General features: G+C 63.9%; 16 protein-coding genes and 2 tRNA genes. All 18 read left to right on the top strand.

From position 1 onward, the window contains the following. A partial coding sequence (locus QAT43_RS03100) for a hypothetical protein (RefSeq protein ID WP_305041574.1) occupies window positions 1–305 on the top strand: 305 nt, incomplete at its 5' end. Window positions 306–390: 85 nt separating this feature from the next. Then, on the top strand, window positions 391–1194 hold the full coding sequence (gene trpA / locus QAT43_RS03095; protein ID WP_305041573.1) for a tryptophan synthase subunit alpha: 804 nt from the start codon (window positions 391–393) through the stop codon (window positions 1192–1194). A gap of 78 nt (window positions 1195–1272) precedes the next feature. After that, the gene (gene accD / locus QAT43_RS03090; RefSeq protein WP_305041572.1) at window positions 1273–2121 is read left to right on the top strand and encodes an acetyl-CoA carboxylase, carboxyltransferase subunit beta; all 849 of its coding nucleotides are present in this window, start codon (window positions 1273–1275) and stop codon (window positions 2119–2121) included. A 3-nt stretch (window positions 2122–2124) separates the two neighbouring features. Then, the gene (locus QAT43_RS03085; protein WP_305041571.1) at window positions 2125–3396 is read left to right on the top strand and encodes a bifunctional folylpolyglutamate synthase/dihydrofolate synthase; all 1272 of its coding nucleotides are present in this window, start codon (window positions 2125–2127) and stop codon (window positions 3394–3396) included. Continuing rightward, window positions 3393–5480, top strand: a complete 2088-nt coding sequence (locus tag QAT43_RS03080; protein WP_305041570.1) for an LPS-assembly protein LptD — start codon at window positions 3393–3395, stop codon at window positions 5478–5480. Before QAT43_RS03085 ends, QAT43_RS03080 begins: the two co-directional genes overlap by 4 nt. A gap of 146 nt (window positions 5481–5626) precedes the next feature. Beyond that, on the top strand, window positions 5627–5923 hold the full coding sequence (locus tag QAT43_RS03075) for a ComEA family DNA-binding protein (protein ID WP_305041569.1): 297 nt from the start codon (window positions 5627–5629) through the stop codon (window positions 5921–5923). Between the two features lie 99 nt (window positions 5924–6022). Continuing rightward, window positions 6023–6379 (top strand): FtsB family cell division protein, encoded by a 357-nt coding sequence (locus tag QAT43_RS03070; protein ID WP_305041568.1) that lies wholly within the window; start codon window positions 6023–6025, stop codon window positions 6377–6379. 143 nt (window positions 6380–6522) lie between these two features. Next, window positions 6523–8187, top strand: coding sequence for an arginine--tRNA ligase (argS, locus tag QAT43_RS03065; protein WP_305041567.1), 1665 nt, complete (start codon window positions 6523–6525; stop codon window positions 8185–8187). Between the two features lie 18 nt (window positions 8188–8205). Then, window positions 8206–8961: an SPOR domain-containing protein gene (locus QAT43_RS03060; RefSeq protein WP_305041566.1), complete on the top strand. Its 756-nt coding sequence runs from the start codon at window positions 8206–8208 to the stop codon at window positions 8959–8961. Between the two features lie 123 nt (window positions 8962–9084). Then, a tRNA-Met gene (locus QAT43_RS03055) sits at window positions 9085–9161 on the top strand. 38 nt (window positions 9162–9199) lie between these two features. After that, window positions 9200–9276: transfer RNA gene (locus tag QAT43_RS03050), tRNA-Met, on the top strand. Between the two features lie 62 nt (window positions 9277–9338). Further along, window positions 9339–10706, top strand: a complete 1368-nt coding sequence (gene tilS / locus QAT43_RS03045; RefSeq protein ID WP_305041565.1) for a tRNA lysidine(34) synthetase TilS — start codon at window positions 9339–9341, stop codon at window positions 10704–10706. A 95-nt stretch (window positions 10707–10801) separates the two neighbouring features. Next, window positions 10802–12679, top strand: a complete 1878-nt coding sequence (ftsH, locus tag QAT43_RS03040; protein ID WP_305041564.1) for an ATP-dependent zinc metalloprotease FtsH — start codon at window positions 10802–10804, stop codon at window positions 12677–12679. Window positions 12680–12682: 3 nt separating this feature from the next. Then, window positions 12683–13531, top strand: a complete 849-nt coding sequence (gene folP, locus QAT43_RS03035) for a dihydropteroate synthase (protein WP_305041563.1) — start codon at window positions 12683–12685, stop codon at window positions 13529–13531. Window positions 13532–13553: 22 nt separating this feature from the next. After that, window positions 13554–14336: a diadenylate cyclase CdaA gene (cdaA, locus tag QAT43_RS03030; protein ID WP_305041562.1), complete on the top strand. Its 783-nt coding sequence runs from the start codon at window positions 13554–13556 to the stop codon at window positions 14334–14336. 4 nt (window positions 14337–14340) lie between these two features. Continuing rightward, window positions 14341–15051, top strand: coding sequence for a CdaR family protein (locus QAT43_RS03025; RefSeq protein WP_305041561.1), 711 nt, complete (start codon window positions 14341–14343; stop codon window positions 15049–15051). Continuing rightward, on the top strand, window positions 15051–16424 hold the full coding sequence (gene glmM, locus QAT43_RS03020) for a phosphoglucosamine mutase (protein ID WP_305041560.1): 1374 nt from the start codon (window positions 15051–15053) through the stop codon (window positions 16422–16424). Before QAT43_RS03025 ends, glmM begins: the two co-directional genes overlap by 1 nt. After that, window positions 16424–17143 (top strand): pyridoxine 5'-phosphate synthase, encoded by a 720-nt coding sequence (locus tag QAT43_RS03015; protein WP_442900193.1) that lies wholly within the window; start codon window positions 16424–16426, stop codon window positions 17141–17143. The genes glmM and QAT43_RS03015 overlap by 1 nt, the downstream gene beginning before the upstream one ends. Window position 17144: the final 1 nt, after the last annotated feature.

Here is a 17144-nt window from a genome sequence, read left to right as displayed (position 1 = left end):
TGTCCCTGCAAGGGGATCCGGGCAAGAAGCCGGCCATCATCGAGACGGTGGTGGCCGAGCGCAAGCTCAGTTGGGTGCGCGACGGGGTGCTGGGCAGCACCACCCGCACCAGCCTGCGCCTGACGCCCGTGGAGGGCGAAACGCTGATTGTCATGCAAAGCAGCATTCGCGGTCCCCAGGCCTTTTTGGCGCGCCTCACCAGCCAGGACCACTTTGGGGCCTATCAGCAGGCGGTGCTTGATGCCCTGCGTCAGCGGCTGAGTGCGGACGCGCCGGAGGTTGCGCCGGTCGCGCCTGGTTCCTGAGCAAGCGTCCTTGCAACAAGGGCGTTGCAAAGCGCGCGGATTTTTTTTATAAAAAAGTCGCCCCATCACCGTTCCAAGGATTTTCATGAGCCGCATCGCACAGACTTTTGCACGCCTCCGGGCGGCCGGGGAAGTCGGCCTGATTCCCTTTCTCACCGCCGGCGACCCGGATCTCGCGACCACCGAGGCCTTGTTGCTGAGCCTCGCCGAGGCCGGTGCCGACCTCATCGAGCTGGGGGTGCCGTTTTCCGACCCCATGGCCGACGGGCCGACCATCCAGGCGGCCAGTGAGCGGGCTTTGGCGGCCGGAACAACCCTGGCGGGGATTCTCGACCTGGTGGCGCGCGTCCGTCGCCACACCCAGATCCCCGTGGTGCTGATGGGCTATTTCAACCCGGTGTTTCGTTTTGGTTGCGCGCGCTTTGCCGAAGCCGCCGCGGCCGCCGGCGTCGATGGGGTGCTGCTGGTCGATCTGCCGGCGGAGCAGCGTGAGGAAATTCACCCGCATCTGCGTCGCGTCGGCGTCGACTTCATCCAACTCATCGCGCCCACCACGCCGCAGGCGCGCATGGAGGCTCTGGCCGCCCAAGGCGAAGGGTTTCTCTATTTCGTGTCCATGACCGGGGTGACCGGGGCGCAGCAGGTCGATGCCGAGGCCATCGCGCCGCTCGTGCAGAACCTGCGGCAGGTCAGCCCGGTGCCGGTGGCGGTGGGGTTCGGCATCAATACCCCCGAAGCGGCGGCCGCCATCGGGCGCAACGCCGATGCCGTGGTGGTCGGCAGCGCCCTGGTGAAGCTCATCGCCGAACATTCCGGGGCGCCCGACCTGCACGCGCGTGCCGCGGCCTTTGTCGGCGCCCTCAAGCGGGCGCTCCCCGCGCGTTCTTAGGCAACCTTCCCGCCATGGGCGGCGGGCGGGTTTTTCCCTGTCACTCACAGCCGTTACCTTGCCGGCGAGGATAAATTCATGGCCTGGTTTCTGAAGAAGAAGGCGCCCATCGCGCCCGTGGAAGAAAAGCAGGTGCAGATGCCCGCGGGAGTCTGGACCAAGTGCAAGAACTGCAACGAAATCATCTACAGCAAGGAAATCGAGCGCAATCACAACGTCTGCCCGAAATGCGACTACCATTTCCGCATCAGTGCGCGCGAGCGCATTGATCTGGTGCTCGACACGGGCACCTTCGTCGAGATGGATGCCGGCATGCACTCCGTGGACTTTCTCGACTTCAAGGACAGCAAGAAATACAAGGAGCGCATCAAGGCGACCATGAAGAAAACCGCCATGTCCGATGCCATCGTCTGCGGCGAGGGGGCCATCGACGGGCTGCCGGTGGTGGTGGCGGTGTTCGATTTCGGCTTCATGGGCGGCAGCATGGGTTCGGTGGTCGGCGAAAAGATCACCCGCGCCATCGAGAAAGGCCTGGAGACCCGCAAGCCGGTGCTGCTCTTTTCTTCCTCGGGTGGCGCGCGCATGCAGGAGAGCATCCTTTCGCTCATGCAGATGGCCAAGACCAGCGCCGCCCTGGCCAAGCTCAAGGCGGCGGGCATTCCCTTTATCTCCATTCTCACCGATCCGACCACCGGCGGGGTCACGGCCAGTTTTGCCATGCTCGGCGACCTCAACATCGCCGAACCGCGGGCCCTGATCGGCTTCGCCGGTCCGCGGGTGATCGAACAGACCATCCGCCAGAAGCTTCCCGAGGGGTTTCAGCGTTCCGAGTACCTGCTGGAACACGGCATGGTGGACATGATCGTGCGCCGTCAGGAAATGAAGGCGCGTCTTTCCCAGGTTTTGCGCATTTTCACCAAGAGCTGAGCGGTGATCTACCGCGAGACTCTCGATTATCTCTTCGGGCTGCAGCGTTTCGGCATCAAGCTGGGATTGCACAATACCCAGCGGCTGCTGGAGCGCCTCGACCATCCCGAGCGTTGCGCTCCGGTCATCCATGTGGCCGGCACCAACGGCAAGGGGTCGGTTTGCGCCGGCCTGGCGCGGGTGCTGCGCGAGGCCGGCTTGCGGGTCGGCCTCTACACCTCTCCCCATCTGCATAGCTTTACCGAACGCATCCGCGTTGACGAACGTTGCATCAGCGAAGCCGAGGTGGTGTGTCTGACCGGCGCGCTGCGGCAGTGCGCGGGCGATCTGCCCCTGACCTTCTTTGAGTTCACCACCGCCATGGCGCTGCACTATTTTCGCGAGCAGCGGGTCGATTTCATGGTGCTCGAGGTCGGCATGGGCGGGCGTCTCGACGCGACCAACGTGGTACAGCCGCGTATCACGGTGATCACGCCGGTGTCCGAGGATCATGCCGAGCATCTTGGCCCCGACCTGGCCTCCATCGCCCGGGAGAAGGCCGGCATCCTCAAGCCGGGCGTGCCCTTGGTGCTCGCGCCCCAGGCCCCCGAGGCCCTGGCCGAGATCGAACGCCTGGCCCAGAACATGGACGCACCGGTGCGCCGGGCGGGACGCGATTTCCACGTGGTCCGCCGGGGCGAAGCCTTCGACTTCCTGGGTTCAGGCCTGCGCTTGACCGATGTGCTGCCGCGGCTGGCCGGGGCGCACCAACGCGACAACCTCGGCGTGGTGCTGGCGGTGGTGGACCTGCTGCGCGAGCAGGGGACCGCCCTCGATGAGCAGGCCGTGCGCCGCGCCATCGAGAACGTCGACTGGCCGGGTCGCCTGGAGCGCTGGCCGGGAGTGCCGCCGGTGCTGCTCGACGGCGCGCACAATCGCGCCGGAGCCGAGGCTCTCGCCGCCTATCTGGCCGAGTGCCGCCTGGGGAAGTTGCCTTGGGTTCTGGGGCTGAGCGGCAAGCGCCGACCGGAAAATATCTGTGGCCCTTGGCTGCCCCATCTGGCCGCGGCCTATGTGGCGGAGCCGGGTGTCGACAAGGCGGTGGCGTCCGAGGACATTGGTGATTATCTGCGTGGCCAGGGATGCGCGGCGACGCCTTGTGTCTCGCCGACGGCGGCCTTGCAACAGGCTCTCGCCGAGTGGCCGCGGGCGCCGTTGGTGGTGGTTGCCGGATCTCTTTATCTGGTGGCTGAGGTGCGCGACTGGCTGATGAAGAACCCGCAGGTGAGCGCATGAGCGTGCTTCGGCTTATACTGTCCGGCTTGGCGGCCGTTCTGGTGGCGGCGGCCGCCGGCGTGGCCTGGGGACAGGCCTCTGTAGAGCAGCAGGCGCCGGTGCGCATCGAGGCCGATCAGCTCAGCGCCGATCGTGCCACGGGGCTCTATGAGGCGCGCGGCAATGTGCGCATCGAGCAGGGCGAACTGACCCTGCTTGCCGATGAGGTCAAGTACAATCCCGCAACCGGCGATGCCTGGGTGCCGGGTCCGGTGACGGTCAGCGATGCCGAAGGCACCCTCGCCGGCGAGGATTTGGAGATCAATCTGGAAACCGGGGTCGGGCGCCTGGCCCGGGGCCGGTTTTTCCTGGCCGAGCGGCAGCTCTACGTGGAGGGTGAACAGATCGAGCGCCTCAGTGCGCAGCGCTATCGCCTGGGGGTCGGCAGTTTCACCACCTGCGAGGGCGAGTCCCCCGACTGGCAGTTTCGCGCCCGCGATCTGGAGGTGACCCTCGGCGGCTTTGCCCGCGGTAGCCATGCCCGCTTTTATCTCAAGGATCTGCCGCTCTTCTATTTCCCCTATTTTCTCTATCCGGCCAAGACCGAACGCGAGTCCGGTTTGCTCATGCCGCGTTACGGCTACTCGGATCGGCGCGGCTGGGAGCTGTCCCTGGCCTATTACCAGGTGATCGCCCGCAACCAGGACGCCACCCTCTATCTGGACTACCTCACCGATCTGGGTCTGGGCAAGGGCGTGGAGTACCGCTATCTGTTCGACGCCCAGGAAGGCGAAGCGAAGCTCTACCACGTCAATGGTTTCAACGAGGAGGCGGACGCCTTTCTGGTGGAATGGCGCAACGACGGACAGTTGCCGGGCGAGGTACGGCTTGGCGCCGATGTGCGGTATGTCAGCGAGCGCGATTATTTCGACCGCTTTGGCGAGGTGGCCGGGGAGTACAACCTCGACAAGACCGAGTCGAAGATCTTCCTGAGCCGCGCTTGGGGCAAAAACAATCTCGGCGGCCAAGTCAAGTACCTCAAGGATCTCTACGGGACCAATGACGAAACGTTGCAGCGCCTGCCGCAGGTGCGTTTCGCGGCGAGTCCGCGCCGTTTCGGCGAAACCCCGCTGTTTTACGGCTTCGATGGCGATTACGACTACTTTTGGCGGCAAGAGGGGACCAAGGGCCAGCGCCTGAGCCTGCGTCCCACCCTGGCCGCACCCTTTCAGGTGGGCGGGCTGCTGGAAATTTCTCCCGAAGTGGCTTTTCGGCAGCGTTTTTACACTGTCTCGGGCGAGGAGGAAGACTTTAGTCAGAAGGGCCAGGTCGAATTCACCACCCGTGTTTCGTCCGCCTTAGCCCGGGTGTATGGCGTCGCGGGCCGGAGCGTGCGGCGCATCCAGCATGTCCTGGCCCCGGAAGTCGCCTATGAATACATCCCGCAAACCGACCAGGAGCGTCTGCCGCAATTCGACGCCGAGGATCGCATCGGCCCCGCGCATCGCCTGCGCTACAGCCTCACCAACCGTTTGACCGCGCTTATTCAGCCGGCGGACGGCGCCGCGTTCTATCACGAATTTGTCTATTTTCGTCTGTCCCAGGATTACGATTTCCGCGAATCGGCCGGCGATCCGCTCAACCCTCGCGACAATCTGCGGCCTTTCTCCGACGTGCGTGCGGAACTGCTGGTGCGCCCCACCCGCTGGCTGTCCCTGGACATGGATGGGCGCTACGCCCTGCAAATGCGCGACAGCAAGACCTCGGGCTTCACCGACCTGCGCACCGCCCTGGGCATCAACGATGGCCGGGGCAACGGTTTGTCCCTCGGCTACCATTATTTGCGCGACGACCTGGAATACCTGGATGCCACCTTGAGCACGGCCCTGCTGCGGCCGCTTTACGCCCAGATCCTGTACCGCCATGATCTGGTGACGGCGCGGACCCTGGAAACGGTGTATGACCTCGAATATCGCTCCCAATGCTGGAGCCTCTTTCTGACCCTCCATGACCGGCCCGAGGAAACCCGCTATCTGGTCTCCTTCGCGCTCACCGGGGTGGGCCGGGTGGGAAAATACGGCGGCGTTTTCGGCGGCGCTCAATAACCTCCCTCTTCCCTCGCGATCTTCCCGCGCAAACAGCGCAAACAGCGTTGACCCTGATGGCCTGCTGTGTTACTCCTTAGCGTCGGGAGGGGCCGGATGTTTTTTTGACTTATTTGTTGTTTGTTTTCCATGGGAGATTTGTTGTCATGAAAAAACTCGTTTATTCTTTCGTATTGGTTTTGATGATCGCGCTGGGCGCGGGCGCTCCGGCTCTGGCTCAGTCAGCGGCCGGACAGCAGGTGGCTCAGGCCGCCCTGATCAACGTTAACACCGCATCGGCCCAGGAGTTGGAAACCCTCCCCGGCATCGGTGCGGTCAAGGCCCAGAAAATCGTGGCCCATCGCGAAGCTAAACGCTTCACCAGCGTGGACGACCTGCTGGCGGTGGAGGGAATCGGCGCGGCGACCCTGGAGCGGATTCGCAGCCAGGTAACCGTCGACTAAGGTAACAGCCGGCCCGCTCCCCCATTCTCCTTCCCCCAGCTTTTTTCTTTTGTCACCCCTGCTTGCGGCCGCATCCTCGCGGCCGTTGGACCCCGAGCCATGGCTGCCGACGAAAAAGACGTTCCTGTGGTCCGCAACCGGTTGCGCCCGCCCCTGTGGATGATCGCGCTGGTGCTTGCCCTGCTGGGGGCGGCCCTGTTTGGCGACAAGGGCGTTCTCAACACCTGGCGCATGCTCCAGCACAAGGAGTCCTTGCAGGAAAAAATCGCGGAACTTGAAGCGGAAAACACCAAGCTGCGGCGCGAGGTTGACGCTTTGCGCAACGATGGCCGCTACCTTGAGGGCGTGGCGCGCAGGGACCTGGGCATGGTCAAGGAGGATGAACTGGTCTATCAGTTTCCCACTCCCGCTCGGCCGACCATCGCGTCCCCGCCCGAGGCCGTGGGCGAGCAGTGATTCCCGTGTCTTTTCCAGTGCTTGACAGATCGTCCGGGTCGGCGCTAGCATAACCGATTCCCGAGTGGTGCAGGACCGCCGTGCGCTTTACGGCCGTACGCCCGGCCGAGATCCCATTTTTTTTGAGAAAGACTGAAAACTCCATGAAGAATCGTTTAAAAAGTCACCTTGAACAGGCCCTGCGGCAGTGTTACGCCCAGGGGCGTTTGCACTCGGGCGAGGTGCCCGAGATCCAGCTCGACGTTCCCTCCCATGCCGAACATGGCGATTTCGCCTGCAATGTCGCCATGCTTCTCGCCCGGGCCGAGAAAATAGCCCCGCGCAAGATTGCCGAGGAGTTGATGGCCGCGCTGGGCGAGGGGGATGGCCTGTGGCGAAAGGTCGAAATCGCCGGGCCGGGATTCATCAACTTTTTCCTCAGCAACCGCTGCTGGTACGGAGTGCTTGACGACATCGCGCGCGCCGGCGAGGATTACGGCCGCTGCCACCTGGGGGCGGGCAAAAAAGTCCAGGTTGAATTCGTCAGCGCCAATCCCACCGGGCCGTTGCACATCGGTCACGGCCGCGGAGCCGCGACGGGCGATGCGGTGGCCTCGCTGCTTGAACACGCCGGCTATGCGGTGGATCGGGAATATTACATTAACGATGCCGGCAATCAGATGAATACCCTGGGCCTCTCCCTCTACCTGCGCTACCGCGAGTTGCTGGGCGAGACCCTGGACTTTCCCGCCAACTGCTATCAGGGCGATTACATTCGCGACCTGGCCGCGGAGGTGGTTGCAAGCGAGGGGCGGCGGCTCCTCGATCTGACCGAGGAGCAAGCGGTTGCGCATTTCGCGCGCTTCGGCGGCGAGCGCATCCTGGCGGGGATCGACGACGACTTGCAGGCTTTCGGCGTGCGCTTCGACCGCTGGTACAGCGAACAGAGTCTTTATGATCGCGGCGAAGTGGAGCGGGGCATCGAACTGGTGCGCGAACGGCAGCTGGCCTACGAGCAGGACGGCGCCCTGTGGTTTCGCACCACCGCCTTCGGCGACGACAAGGATCGGGTGATGGTCCGCTCCAACGGGGCCACCACTTACTTCGCGTCCGACGTGGCTTATCACAAGGAAAAGTTCGACCGCGGCTACGATCTGGTCATCGATGTCTGGGGCGCCGACCACCACGGTTACGTGCCGCGCATGAAGGCGGTCATGACCGGGTTGGGGCGCGATCCCGAGGACTTGCAGGTGATTCTCGTGCAGTTGGTCAACCTGCTGCGCGGCGGCCAGCAAGTGGCGATGAGCACCCGCAGCGGCGAATTCGTCACCTTGCGCGAGGTGATCGACGAGGTCGGGCGCGATGCCTGCCGCTTTTTCTTTCTCATGCGTCGCTCGGACAGCCAGCTTGACTTCGATCTGGAATTGGCCAAGCAGCAGAGCAACGACAATCCGGTGTTCTACGTGCAATATGCCCATGCGCGGGTGTGCAGCATCAATCGCGCCGCCCAGGAGCAGGGAATGCAGCCGCCCGCCTTGGGCGAGGTCGATTTCGACCGCCTGGTGCTGGACGAGGAGTTGGTCCTCGCCAAGCGCCTTGCCCAGTTTCCCGAGACCATCGCCGCGGCCGCCCAGAGCTTTGCGCCCCATCGGGTGGTATTCTACATGCAGGAACTCGCCGCCCAGTTTCACAGCTACTACAATCGCAACCGGGTGATCACCGATGACCCGGAGACCACGCGGGCGCGCCTTTACCTGGCCAACTGCGTGCGCATCGTGCTGCGCAATGCCCTCAGGGTGCTGGGCGTTTCCGCTCCGGAACGGATGTAGTCAGGAGGTCCGACGAAGATGACGCGCGACGTGAAATCCCGAAGCCAGCGACGTCTGGAGAAAAAGCAGGCCCTGGTTTTGCTGGTGCTGATGCTTGCGGTGTCCCTGGTGAGCTTTTCCCTCGGGGTCATGGTCGGCAAGAGCGGTTCTCCGCCGGCGGTGCCGCCGGTCGCCAAAAGCGAGCCAGCTCGCATCCAGGTGACCAAGGAAGAGCCGTCCCCGCCGGCGGCGCCCCCGGCCGCACCGACTCAGGAGCCCGTCGTGGCGGCGCCGGCGCCGGAGGGCGCGCCCGATGCGGAAAAGCCGCCGCTGACCTTTTTCGACACCCTGCCCAAGGGCCAGGAAACACCCCTGGGCAGCGGCATCAACCGGGCACCGGCCGCCTCCGGCCCGCAAACCGCGACCAGCGCCGGAGCTTCCGAGGCGGAGCCGGCAACGACGGCGGTGCTGCGCCCGAGCGGGTCACTGCCGGCAGCCTCCCCGGCGGCCCGCGCGTCGGCGCCGGTCGCACCCCTCAAGGTAGCGCCGACAGCGGCCGATGGGCGCTACGTGGTCCAGGTTGGGTCGTTTCGTTCCGCCGAGGATGCGCGCAATCTCAGCGACCGCCTCAAGGGCAAGAATTTTCCCGCCTTCGTTCAACAGGCCGATTTGGGGGCCAAGGGCATCTGGTACCGCGTGCGCATCGGGCCCTATGCCGAATCGGCCGATGCGCAAAGCGTCGTGGCGCGCCTGAAAAGCGAGGAGCGCATCGATGCCTTCGTCGCGGGCCGCTAAGGGGCTTGTTCCTTGGCGGGGGCCGGCACGGGAAGGGCGAAAAGGTATTGACCGGCGGGCCAAAACCCCCGAAAAAATCTCTTGACTTGCCCGGCGATTTTGGATACCTTCCTGATTCCGTGACGCGGGGTGGAGCAGTTCGGTAGCTCGTCGGGCTCATAACCCGAAGGTCGCAGGTTCAAATCCTGCCCCCGCAACCAAATCCTCATGGCTTCCCTCGGGAAGCTTGTCCTTTTTCGGCGGTGTAGCTCAGTTGGTTAGAGCATGCGGCTCATATCCGCAGTGTCCGGAGTTCAAATCTCTGCACCGCCACCAAACGCAAGGAAAGCCCTCTCCGGTCTCGGAGGGGGCTTTCCTTTTTTCGTGCGCTGCCGCCCATGCTGGATAAGGTCCGCGAATATATCCATCGCCATCGCTTGATGGTTGCCGGGGATCGGGTGCTGGTCGCCGTGTCCGGGGGCGGCGATTCCATGGCGCTGCTGCACCTTCTCTGGTCCCTGCGCGAGGATTTTGGCGTGATTCTGCGCGCCGCCCACCTCGATCACGCCCTGCGCCCGCAAAGCGCCGCCGAGGCCGATTTCGTACGCTCCTTCTGTGAACATCTCGCGGTGCCGCTGCACGTCGCGCGCATCGCCGTGCCGGATCATCTGGAGCGGGGATGTGGCGGCGTGGAGCAGGTGGCCCGGGAAGTGCGCCATCGCTTCCTGGCCCAAGCCGCCATGGAGGCGGACTGCAATCTCATCGCCCTGGGGCATCATCGGGGCGATCAGGCGGAGACTCTCCTGCATCGCCTGGTGCGCGGCGCCGGTCCGACGGGCTTGGCCGGAATGCGGCCGCGAAATGGGCGTTTAATCCGCCCGCTGCTGGGGGTGGCGCGGGGCGAGATCCTCGCCTACCTCCAAGAGCGGGGCATCGGCTGGGTCGAGGATCCCAGCAACCAGGATCTTGGCCTGACCCGCAATCGCCTGCGTCATCTTGTCCTGCCGCTGCTGGAAACCTTCAACCCGCGCGTCGAGGAAGGCCTGGCGCGCCTGGCCGAGCGTTTCGCCCGCGAGGAGGACTACTGGCGGCTGCAGGTGGAGCCCCTGGTGGAATCCTTCGGCGAGGTGCGCCTGCCCCTTGCCGAAACCGCGGCCCTGCATCCCGCGTTGCGCGATCGGGTGTTGCGGCAGGCCATGCTGCGGGCCCGCGGCGACCTGCGCGGGATCGAGGACAAGCATGTGGCCGCCGCCGCGCACCTGCTGGAAAAATCCGGGCGGGGACGCAAGGACTTCCATCTGCCCGGCCTGTGGCTGGTGGCCGAGAGGGGCTGGCTGCGGCTTCTCCCTGAGTTGCCGGAGGTGCCCCCGGCCTTTTGCCTCGACATCCCCGCGCCGGGGGTTTATCGGCTGCCCGACGGCCGATGCCTGCGCCTCTCCCTCGAGGATCGAGCGCGAGGGGAGTCGCCGCGGGCCGTTGAATATGCCGCCGAGGCGCTCGGCTTTCCCTTGCGGGCGCGCTCCTGGCGCGCCGGAGACCGCATGCGTCTTGAGGGTATGACGGGACGTAAGAAAATCAAGGATCTCTTCGCGGAGGCGCGACTGTCGCGGGACGAACGCAGCCGGGCGCCGCTGCTGTTGCATGGCGAGGAAATTCTGTGGCTTGCCGGCGTGCGTCGCTGCGCGGGCCTGCGTCCCCTGGCGGGCGGTGGGAAAATTCTGCGCGTCGTTCTTGATGACGCAAAAATGGAGACTCTTCGCTTGTGAAACCGAGGGGGCTGTGGTACTTTTCCTCGATAGTTAACGCGGCCTTGCCCGGTTGCGGCGGCGCTTAAAAATCGAGTTCCGACCCAGGGGGAAACGTGAATCAGTTCTATAAAAATCTTGCACTCTGGCTGGTCATTTCCTTGCTGATGATCATGCTCTTCAACATGATGACCCAGAAGGAGCCCGAGCAGAGGACCATCAATTATTCCAATTTCCTGGCGGCGGTTTCCGAGGGTCGCATCACGGAAGTGATCATCCAGGGCCAACAGATCGAAGGCAAGTTCGAGGATGGCACGGCCTTCAAGACCCATGCCCCGGCCGATGTGGAGTTGATTCCCGAGCTCAAGGAGCGCGGCGTGGTCATCGAAGCCAAGCCCGTGGAGGATCGCGGCTTCTGGTTTACCCTGCTCATTTCCTGGGGACCGATCCTGCTGCTCATCGCCGTGTGGATTTTCTTCATGCGGCAGATGCAGTCGGGCGGCGGCAAGGCCATGAGCTTCGGCAAGAGCCGCGCCAAGCTGCTCAATGAATCCACCGCCCGAGTGACGTTCAACGACGTGGCGGGTGTCGAGGAAGCCAAGGACGAATTGGAGGAAATCGTCTCCTTTCTCCGTGATCCGAAAAAGTATTCCCGTCTGGGCGGCAAGATTCCCAAGGGGGTGCTGCTCGTCGGCCCGCCCGGCACCGGCAAGACCCTGTTGGCGCGCGCCATCGCCGGCGAGGCCGGGGTGCCGTTCTTTTCCATCTCCGGTTCGGATTTCGTCGAAATGTTCGTCGGCGTCGGCGCCAGTCGTGTGCGCGACCTTTTCGTGCAGGGCAAGAAGAATGCACCCTGCATCATTTTCATCGACGAGATTGATGCCGTCGGCCGGCATCGCGGTGCCGGTCTGGGCGGCGGCCACGATGAACGCGAGCAGACCCTCAACCAGTTGCTGGTGGAGATGGATGGTTTTGAGTCCAATGAGGGCGTCATCCTGATCGCCGCCACCAACCGCCCCGACGTTCTCGATCCCGCCTTGCTGCGCCCCGGTCGTTTCGACCGACAGGTGGTTGTGCCGCCGCCCGACGTGCGCGGCCGCGAGAAGATCCTGCAGGTTCACGCGCGCAAGATCCCCCTGGGAACGGATGTCAATCTGGCGGTGGTGGCCAAGGGCACGCCGGGTTTCTCCGGGGCGGACCTGGCCAACCTGGTCAATGAGGCCGCCCTGCTGGCGGCGCGCAAGGACGAGGACAAGGTGTCCATGGAGGATCTGGAGGCCGCCAAGGATAAGGTCATGATGGGGGCCGAGCGCCGCTCCATGGTGATCACCGAAGAGGAGAAAAAGGTGACGGCCTACCATGAGGCCGGCCATGCCCTGGTGGCGCTGTTCCTGCCCGGCGCCGACCCGGTGCACAAGGTTTCGATCATTCCCCGCGGCCGCGCCATGGGGGTGACCATGTACCTGCCTCAGGAAGAAAAATACAACGAAACCAAGGACGGTCTGCTCACCCGGATCTGCACCCTGTTCGGCGGCCGCGTCGCCGAGGAACTGGTTTTCCCCAGCATCTCCACCGGGGCATCCAACGACCTGGAGCGGGCGACCCACATCGCACGCAAGATGGTGTGTGAATGGGGGATGAGTGAGAAGCTCGGGCCTCTGACCTTCGGTGAGAAGGAAGGCGAGGTGTTTCTCGGTCGCGATATGGGCCACATGAAGAACTACAGCGAATCCACAGCTCGGGAGATCGACACCGAGATTCGCGACATCGTCCAGCGCTGCTATCAGCGCACCCGCGACATCCTCGAGCAGAACCGCGACGCCCTGGAACGCATCTCCCTGGCGCTTCTGGAGCGGGAAAACATTGACGGCGCGGAGCTCAAGTCCCTGGTTTTCGGCACCGATGCCAAGCAGGAAAAGAGCGTGCCGGGCGAGACCATCGCGCCGTCGGCCGCCGGATGCCTCAGCGAACAGGATCAGGGCGAGGGGCTCTGAGATTTGCAATTTCTGGCTGGGCGTTCGTGTCGCCTCGAACTGGATCGTCCCCGCATCATGGGGATTCTCAACGTCACACCCGATTCCTTCTCCGACGGCGGGCGCTTTCTGGATCCTGGCGCGGCCTTAACTCAGGCGCGCGCCATGGTTGCCGAGGGCGCCGACCTGATTGATGTCGGCGGGGAAAGCACCCGCCCCGGCGCGCCCTGCGTCAGCAGCGAGGAAGAACTCGCACGCGTGGTGCCCGTGATCGAGCGGCTGGTGCGCGAGATCGAGGTGCCCATCTCCATCGATACCACCAAGGCCGCGGTGGCTCGCGCCGCGGTGGCGGCCGGGGCCGAGTTCATCAACGATGTCAGCGGACTGCGTTTTGATCCGGAGATGGCGCGGGTGGCCGCGGAGAGCGGCGCGGGGCTTTTTCTCATGCACACGCGCGGGCGTCCCGAGCGCATGCAGGAGGACACTCGCTACCAGGATCTGATTTCCGAGATCAGCGCCTATCTGCGGGAGGGCATGGATCTGGCCAAGGCCGCGGGGGTCGCGGAGTCGCGCATCGCGCTGGATCCGGGCATCGGCTTCGGCAAGAGTCTGGCCGGCAACCTGGAGATTCTGCGGCGGCTGCGGGAGTTTCACCGCCTGGGGCGGCCGCTGCTGCTGGGCACCTCGCGCAAGAGTTTCCTCGGTGCCCTGCTTCATCAGCCCGATCCGCGGGCGCGGCTTCATGGCACCCTGGCGACGGTGGCACTGGGCGTTGCCGCCGGCGTGACGATTTTTCGGGTGCATGACGTGGGCCCGGCACGCGAGGCGGCCCTGACCGCCTTTGCCGTGCATCCCTATTCATCCCCTCAATGAATGTTTCGGCGGCGGCCCTGTTATGGATGGATTCTTCGAAGTACTGAAAAACATCCGCTGGCTCGATCTTCTGGATATCGGGCTCGTCGCCTTTATTATCTACCGCATCATCCTGCTCATCAAGGGTACCCGCGCCGTCCAGATGCTGCTGGGCCTGGCGGTGATCCTCATTGTCTATGTCGCCTCGCAGGTCGGCGGCCTATACACGCTGCACTGGCTGCTCGACAATTTTCTCTCCTCCATCATCCTCGTCATTATCGTCATCTTCCAGAATGATATCCGCCGCGCGCTCATGCATGTCGGGCGCAACCCTTTTTTCGCGGGGCTGTCCTATCGCGAGGAAACCGAGGTCATCGACGAGTTGGTCAAGGCCTGCTTGGTCATGGCCAACCGGCGCATCGGCGCGCTGATCGTCATCGAACGCGAAACCGGGCTCAAGGATTTTCTCGAGGTCGGCACCGAAATCGACGCCCGGGTGTCCAGCGATTTGCTGGTCAGCATTTTTCTGCCCTATTCACCGATTCATGACGGCGCCGTGGTGGTTCAACAGGGTCGGCTCAAGCAGGCGGGCTGCTTTCTGCCCCTGACCCAGAATCCGGATGTCAGCAAGGCCCTGGGCACCAGGCATCGCGCCGCCATTGGTCTTACCGAACTGGTGGATGCCGTGGCCATCGTCGTCTCCGAGGAAACCGGAAAAATTTCCATCGTGGTCGGTGGCCGCCTGACCCGCGATCTGGATTCGGCGTCTCTGAGGCGGGTGCTCAAGCGCCTGCTCGAAACGCGCACCGCCGGCAGGAAGAAGTAGCGCCATGCTCAAGGCATTGACGGAAAACTGGATTCTCAAGCTGGTCTCCCTGGTGTTCGCCCTCGTCCTGTGGTTCTTCGTGATCGGCGAGCGTCAGGTGGAGGTGGGCTTTTCCGTGCCTATCGAGTATCTCAATCGACCGGAGGGGATGATCATCGCCAACGAGGTGCCCAATCTGGTGGACATTCGCCTGACCGGGCCGCGGACTCTGTTGATGAACCTGAGTGCCGGCGACATCAGCTTTTCCGTCGATCTGATCGACCTCAAGCCGGGATTGACCTCCTTCAAGCGTCTGGAAGAGCGTCTGAACATCCCCGGCGGCCTCAAGGTCACGCGCATTTCGCCCTCCTTTGTCGATGTGCGCCTCGATCGTGTCGGCGAGAAGAGCGTGCCGGTTCGCGTCGTTTTTTCCGGGGAGTTGGCCGAGGGGCATCAGCTCAGTGATTTCAAGATTTCGCCGGAGCGCGTGCTGATCGAGGGCGCCGAGGGCGAAATCAAGGATATCGCGGAAGTGCCGACCCAGCCGGTGGAAATCGGCAACGTTCGGGAAAGCTTCACGCTCATGGTCCCCTTGCGGTACGAGGGGCGTTATTCGCGCCTCAAGGCCGAGCAGACGGTCGAGGTTCAGGTCAAGATCCTGCCGCCTCCTCCACCACCGCCACCGCCGGTGGTGGAGGAGTTGGACGAAACAGAGAAAGTCGAGGATTTACAGTGATGAACAAGAAGCTTTTCGGCACCGACGGGGTGCGCGGAGTGGCCAATATCCCTCCCATGACCACCGAAACGGCCATGCAGCTCGGGCGGGCCGCGGCCTACATTTTTCGCGACGGCAACCGCCGCCATCGCATCGTCATCGGCAAGGACACCCGCCTGTCTGGCTACATGATCGAGAATGCCCTCGCGGCAGGCATCTGTTCCATGGGCGTCGACGTGCTGCTGGTCGGTCCCCTGCCGACCCCCGGCATCGCCTTCATTACCGCATCCATGCGCGCCGACGCCGGCGTGGTGATTTCCGCGTCCCACAATCCCTACCAGGACAACGGCATCAAGTTTTTTTCCGCCAACGGCTTCAAGCTGCCCGACGAACTTGAGCTCAAGATGGAGGATCTGATCTTCAGCGGCAAGATCGATTCCCTGCGCCCCGTGGCCTCGGAGGTCGGTAAAGCCTTTCGCATCGACGATGCCGTGGGCCGCTACATCGTTTTTCTCAAGAACAGCTTCCCGCGCGATCTGGATCTCAAGGGGCTCAAGATCGTGCTCGACTGCGCCAACGGCGCCGCGTACAAGGTGGCGCCGGCGGTGCTGCGCGAGCTGGGCGCCGATGTGATTCCTCTGGGAATCGAGCCGAACGGCACGAATATCAATGCGGGGTGCGGTTCGCTGCACCCGGAGGTCGTCGCCGAGGCGGTCAAGGAGCATCGCGCTCATCTGGGCATCGCCCTGGACGGCGACGCCGATCGGGTCATCTTCACCGACGAATTCGGCAACGAGGTCGATGGCGACCACATCATGGCCATCTGCGCCACCACCATGCTCAAGGAAAATCGTCTGGCCCACAACACCCTGGTTGCCACGGTGATGAGCAATCTCGGCCTGGATATCGCCGTGAGGAAGGCCGGCGGCCAGGTGGTCAAGACGGCCGTGGGTGATCGCTACGTGGTGGAGGAGATGCGCAAGGGCGGCTACAATCTGGGGGGCGAGCAGTCGGGGCATCTGATCTTTCTCGATCACAACACCACCGGCGACGGCATGGTTTCGGCGTTGCAGGTGCTCGCCATCATGCAGCGCAGCGGCAAGACGCTCTCCGATCTGGCGCAGGTCATGGTGTCCCTGCCTCAGGTTCTGGTCAACGTGCGGGTCGCCGAGCGCAAGGATATCGAGGAGATCGCGGAGATCCGCCGCGTCATCGAACACGCCCGGGAAAAACTCGGCGACACGGGCCGGGTGCTGATCCGCTATTCGGGAACCGAACCCCTGCTGCGCATCATGCTCGAGGGACAAGACAAGTACCAGATCACCGAACTGGCCCATCAGATCGCCGAGGAAATCGATCGCCATCTGGGCGAGAGAAAGAAGGTGAAGGGATGATACCGCGACTGGGCGTCAACGTCGATCATGTGGCCACCGTGCGTCAGGCGCGCGGCACCACCGAGCCTGACCCCGTAACCGCCGCCGCCCTGGCGGAACTGGCCGGCGCCGGGGGAATTACCGTGCATCTGCGCGAGGATCGCCGCCACATTCAGGATCGGGATCTCGAAGTGCTCCGCCGCACGGTGCAGACCCGCCTGAATCTGGAAATGGCCGCCACCGAGGAGATGGTGGGGATTGCCTTGCGCGTGCGCCCCGATTGCGTGACCCTGGTGCCGGAAAAACGCCAGGAGCTCACCACTGAAGGCGGCCTCGACGTGATCGGCCAGGCCGCGGCCCTGACCGCGACGGTGGAGCGCCTGCGCGCGGCGGGGATTTTCGTCAGTCTGTTCGTCGATCCGGATCTGGCGCAGATCGGCGCCGCGCAAAAAACCGGCACCGACGCCATCGAAATCCATACGGGCCTGTATTGCGACGCAAAAACGCCGCAAAAGCAGGCCAGCGAGTTGGTCAAGATCGAGCAGGCGGTGCGCATCGGCCGGCAGCTTGAATTGGCGGTGCATGCCGGCCACGGCCTTAACTACCACAACGTGCGTGCCGTGGTGGCCCTGGGCGGCATCGAGGAATTCAACATCGGCCACAGCATCGTGTCGCGGGCCGTGCTGGTGGGCATGGAGCGGGCGGTGCGCGAGATGGTGACGCTCATCGAGGGCGGCTGAG

This window comes from Geoalkalibacter sp. (genome assembly GCF_030604225.1).
Lineage (GTDB): Bacteria > Desulfobacterota > Desulfuromonadia > Desulfuromonadales > Geoalkalibacteraceae > Geoalkalibacter.
This window is presented reverse-complemented; position numbering and strand designations above follow the sequence as displayed.